1 pseudogene is annotated in these 3,186 nt (G+C 44.2%); it reads right to left on the bottom strand.

What is annotated here, in order from left to right:
* Nucleotides 1–181: 181 nt before the first annotated feature.
* Nucleotides 182–3,097: pseudogene (locus tag BUB85_RS20610) on the bottom strand (VaFE repeat-containing surface-anchored protein); the annotation flags it as partial.
* Nucleotides 3,098–3,186: the final 89 nt, after the last annotated feature.

The following is a 3,186-nucleotide window of genomic DNA, read 5'->3' as shown; positions in this document are numbered from 1 at the left end:
ATTCGGGCAGATAGATTGATACCAGCAAGCTCCCAGATTACCAAGGGCAAGCCTTGTGCTTTCAGCACCCTTGACAATCCGCTCTCTTGCAGGTCGTTGGCAGACAAGCCCGAATAAAGGTAGTCTGCCGACACGTTTTTTGTCGGGGAACGGCATTTTTGCTTCATTGTATCAAACCGTCCTATACGTTTTTAGATTTATGTTTCTTTAAGAAATACGCAAGTCCCAAGTCACCACCAGACGTTGCAAGCAGGGCAAGAAGCCCTAAGATATTTGTAGTGTCGCCTGTTTTTGGGGCGTTACTGGTTTTTGTTGGTGTGCTGGATTCTGGTGTATCTGGCTTTTCTGGTGTGGGAGTTTCGGGAACTTCCTTGATGGTTACCGTTTGTTCCTTGTCCTCAATATCCTTATGCTCCGTAACCTTTTTCGGTTCGTCTGGGTTGGATAAATCGTACAATTCCTCAAAGGTTACAAGGCTCTTTCCTCCAAGCTCGGAAGCGTTAAAAGTAAAAGCAATCTGCACTTCCATCTTTTCACTGTCAGCAGTAAAGGTGTAGTCATTTTCCACACGTTTTCCATCAATCAGTAATTCAGCTTTTTCTTTCTGTATCATCTGCCAGCCTTTAAGCTGATACTCTGTGCCAACTTCCAAGCCCTCTAATGTGACCGTATCAATAATAGTTACGTCTTTTCCTGCTTCGATTTCTTTCTTACCATTCTTATCTGTAGCAGTGGTGTGGATTTTGATTACACGGTCAGTAATAAGCACCGTCTGTCCATCGTCCTCAATGTCCTTATGTTCAGCCACTTTGACAGGTTCGTCTGGATTGGACAGGTCGTATAATTCCTCGAATGTTACAAGGTCTTTTCCTGCCAGTTCAGAAGCATTAAACGTAAATTCAATCTGGACTTCCATTTTTTCAGCTTTGGCAGTAAAGGTGTAGTCGTTCTCAATTCGCTTCCCATCAATGACAAGCTCCGCATTTTCAGCCTTTACCATTTCCCAGCCCTTTAACTGATACTTTGTGCCTTTCTCCAATCCATCTAAAGTAACCGTATCAACAATCGTTACATTCTTTCCAGCAATGATTGTCTTTTCTCCTGTTGTCTTGTCGGTAGCTGTGGTGTGGATAGTGATTCCTTTTTCGTATTCATCGGTCAATGTACCTAAATGAATGACCGTTTTATTTTTTGACACTACCACATCAAATGCTGGAATCAGTTTGTAATTCTTATTGGAAGTACAGCGTAATTCTTCGATTTCGTAGGTATCGTAAAGTAATGCACCCTTGCTGTCGTCTGGTTCTGATGTTCCGAACCATACACCGTCCTCGCTGGTCTTTCCTGCGTTGGTGTTGTTCTTATGAGAAGCCCATTCAGAAGCAGTGGAGAATTGCCCGTTTTTGTCAGTGACGACAATGTGGCTTTCCCCTGTGGTTACACTGGTAATCTTAAACGGTACATTGGCTAATCGCTTGTGAGTGCCAGCACCGATTTTCACACCCTCAATATCTCCACGTTTAATCTGGTTGTAGATAGAGTGCTGTTCATCTGTCAAATCAACGATTTTCCCTTGTTCTGTAATGGCGAACTCTATCGGTTTTGCACCCTCTGTTAAATATCCCTCTGGGGCTTTGGATTCGTCCAGACGGTATGAACCATAGGGAAGTGTGTCTGCTTCGGTTGTTGCAATACCGTCAACCCCTGTATGAATGGTCTTTACGACTTCATTTTTGCCGTGTAACTTCCCATTAACCAAGACAGGATTTTCATTTAAGGAAGTGATAGTAAATGCGGTATCTTTCAAGGTCGCACTTCCTTGTGCTTTTGTATCTTTTGTTTCTAGGTCACGTTTCTGGATTTTTACACCGCCACGGATAACCTTGTCCGATACGGAATACTGATTGCTTCCAGATAAGACGGCAAGGTCGCCATCTTCGGTAATCTGTGCTACATACACGCCTTTTATCTGTTCTTCACTGCCGTTCGCCTGCATATATGCACCGTCAAGCAGGTAGCCTGTTGGAGCTTTGGTTTCTGCTACCGTGATAGTCCCAAGTGGCAGACAATTTGTACTGTCTTGTGAATAGAAGCTGTCCCCAGATACTTTGTAGCTGTCAGCCAGCTTTGCAATATAGTGAATCGTCCCGTCACTGTTCTTTTCGGCTACCGTCTTTGTAGTCCATGTGCGTGTTGCTTCGGCTGGAAGATTCTCTTTGTTATAGAATCCGTCATAGTATTTCCAAGTGAACTCCGCACCCTCTAAGGAAGCGTTACCCTGTGCCGTTGCTTTTCCTGTTTCCATGTCGATTTTAAACAGGTCAATCAAAGTCGTTGTGACTTTTGGGGTATCACTGACTTTCAGTGTGGTAGTTTCTCCAGCTTTAATTGCAAGGGAATAAACCTTTGTGTCCAGCTTAAATCCTGCTGGGGCTTTCGTTTCCTTGATGTAGACTGTACCAGCCTTTACTTCTACAGTGTCGGTGTTCCCGTCACTATCAGTCGTAAGGGTGGCAAGAGCATGGGAGCAGACCTTATCAGAATAGACACCATAGGTCGCACCAGCAATGGAATAACAGTCATTGTCGCTGGTAACGGTGGGATTGGACGAGGTTTTCTGTAGGTTCGCATTTCCTACCGCAAGTTTCGCCCAGAATTGCCCTAAGTCCTGTCCGTTTCCTGTGTAGATATAACCGCCACATTCATAGCGTCCTTTATTGGCTTTGACAAATTCCCTAGCACCAGCGAAAACTTCTTCCTGTGTTGCTTTGGAGATTTCATCATAAGAAGCTCGGACGTTATCACAGCTCCAACCTAGATGAACGCTTAATCGTTGCCATACGGTACATTGTTCTAACAAGTATACCTGTTTATGGTTCAGCCCTTTGTGGCTATCCGCATATTGCTTGATGTATTCCAGAGATAGGGCAACGTCCGCTATCTGGTCTGCACTCATGCGTGAGCTTGCGTCTGAACGGGTTTTGTAGCCATTTTGAAAACTGGTGTTGATGTCAACGCAATAGGCGGTGTCGCCCTCGACTTTCATCATACCCTCATTGAATGTTGAACCAATCGAACCGTCATTCATTACTTTTTCGTAACTGTTCAGAACTCCATTAGTTAAAGATGATATCGGAATTCCCTAAAAGGGCTTCTCTGATTGCTGTAAAAGCATTTATTCCATGC

Origin of the sequence: Hespellia stercorisuis DSM 15480 (assembly GCF_900142165.1) — a bacterium.
GTDB classification, from domain to species: domain Bacteria; phylum Bacillota; class Clostridia; order Lachnospirales; family Lachnospiraceae; genus Hespellia; species Hespellia stercorisuis.
This window is presented reverse-complemented; position numbering and strand designations above follow the sequence as displayed.